The sequence below is a fragment of the Acinetobacter sp. YH01004 genome, assembly GCF_013420455.1.
Classification (GTDB): domain Bacteria; phylum Pseudomonadota; class Gammaproteobacteria; order Pseudomonadales; family Moraxellaceae; genus Acinetobacter; species Acinetobacter towneri.
In genome coordinates this window covers 1-1880 of the sequence record NZ_VOXZ01000031.1, presented here as the reverse complement: position 1 = coordinate 1880, position 1880 = coordinate 1, and the positions used below count along the sequence as shown (strand labels likewise).

General features: G+C 44.8%; 1 protein-coding gene. It reads right to left on the bottom strand.

What is annotated here, in order from left to right; translation table 11 throughout:
• Positions 1–1880 (bottom strand): efflux RND transporter permease subunit (locus FTT71_RS13055; protein WP_180161020.1); only part of this gene is annotated, 1880 nt, incomplete at both ends.

The following is a 1880-nucleotide window of genomic DNA, read 5'->3' as shown; positions in this document are numbered from 1 at the left end:
CCCTCCATATTCTATCCAATAACCACTTGGCAAAGTGTATGCTTTGAGCTGTGTCTGTACATCAGAAACAAAAGACCCTAAATCACGCCCTTCAACATTCGTTGTAACCACAACTCGGCGTTTACCATTTTCTCGACTGACTTGGTTGATTCCTTCAATGGTCGAGACTTGCGCGACATCCGACAATAAAATACTGCCACCATTTGGAAGCTGAATAGGTAACTGGGAAACAGATGCGACACTACGGTCTTGCTCTCCAAGACGGATAACAAAATCAAAACGACGATCGCCTTCTAAAATCTCTCCCACGCTTTGTCCACCAATACTTGCAGCCACCACATCCTGAATAGATTTCACACTCAAGCCATACTGGGCAGCTAAAGCTTTATCAATCTCTACATTGAGTAAAGGCAGACCCGAAGTTTGTTCAACTTTCACCGCACTGCTACCTGCGACTTGCTGAATGATTTTCGCGATTTTTGCAGCCTCAGTATTCAAAACCTGCATGTCATCACCAAAAACCTTCACCCCCACATCACTGCGTATACCTGAAATCAGTTCATTAAAACGTAGCTCAATAGGCTGAGAAAACTCACTGTTATTGCCGGGAATTGTCGCAAGATAAGCTTCCATTCGGGTTCGAAGTGCATCTAGGCTTTCTTTTGAATCTGGCCATTCCTCACGTGGTTTCAGCATGATATAACCATCGGAAATATTCGGTGGCATCACATCTGTCGCCACTTCAGCAGTCCCGGTACGGGCAAATATAGCTTTAATTTCGGGAAAGTTTTTCAGTAAAAGCTTTTCGGTATTTTCCTGAATACGTAAAGACTCTTCCAAGCCTGTGCTTGGAGAACGTAATTGCTGTACCGCAAAATCACCTTCACTCAGCTGGGGTGCAAACTCACTGCCAATCTTCGTGCTGAGCAGACCCGTAATGACCAAGAGACAAATGGCAAAAGTTAAAACCACCGCTTTGTAATGATAGGCTCCATCCAATATCTGTTGATATCGGGTTTTGAGCCAGATCATCCAACGGCTTTCCGTTTCTTTGATCTCCCCTTTAACCCATAAAGCAACTGCAGCGGGCACAAAGGTGATCGATAAAATAATAGCTGCCACCAGTGCGAGAACAACGGTTAAAGCCATCGGATGAAATAGTTTTGCTTCTACACCACTTAAAGCAAAAATCGGCAAATACACCACCAAAATAATAAGCTGACCAAAAATAAGAGGACGACGTGCTTGGCGGGCAGCCAGAAAAACTTCCTTAAAGCGTTCACTTTGTGTGAGAGGTCGTTTTAACAGTTGCTGTGTATGGGCTAAACGCCGGATACAGTTTTCGACAATCACCACAGCACCATCGACAATGATGCCGAAATCGAGTGCACCTAAACTCATCAGATTGGCACTGATATTTTTCTGTGCCATCCCGGTTAAGGTAAACAGCATAGAGAGTGGAATGACACAGGCAGTAATCAAGGCAGCACGGATATTCCCTAAAAACAGGAACAGAATGATGATGACCAGGATTGCTCCCTCTACCAAGTTTTTCTGAACGGTTTTAATCGCCTTCTCAACCAAGGTAGTACGGTCGTACACCGTTTCAATCACTACCCCTTTAGGCAAACTATTCTGAATATCTTGAAGCTTGGCATCCACAGCTTTAGAAACAGTCCGGCTATTTCCACCCATCGCCATCATGGCAATCCCTAAAACGGTTTCTTTGCCGTTATAGGTTGCCCCACCGGTTCTTAAATCATGCCCAATAGAGACTTGCGCAATATCACCAACCCGAATTGGGCTGCCATTTGGGCTACCCAGCATGGTGTTCTCAATATCAGAAAGCCCATTGAATGTACCCGGTACACGTACCGTCA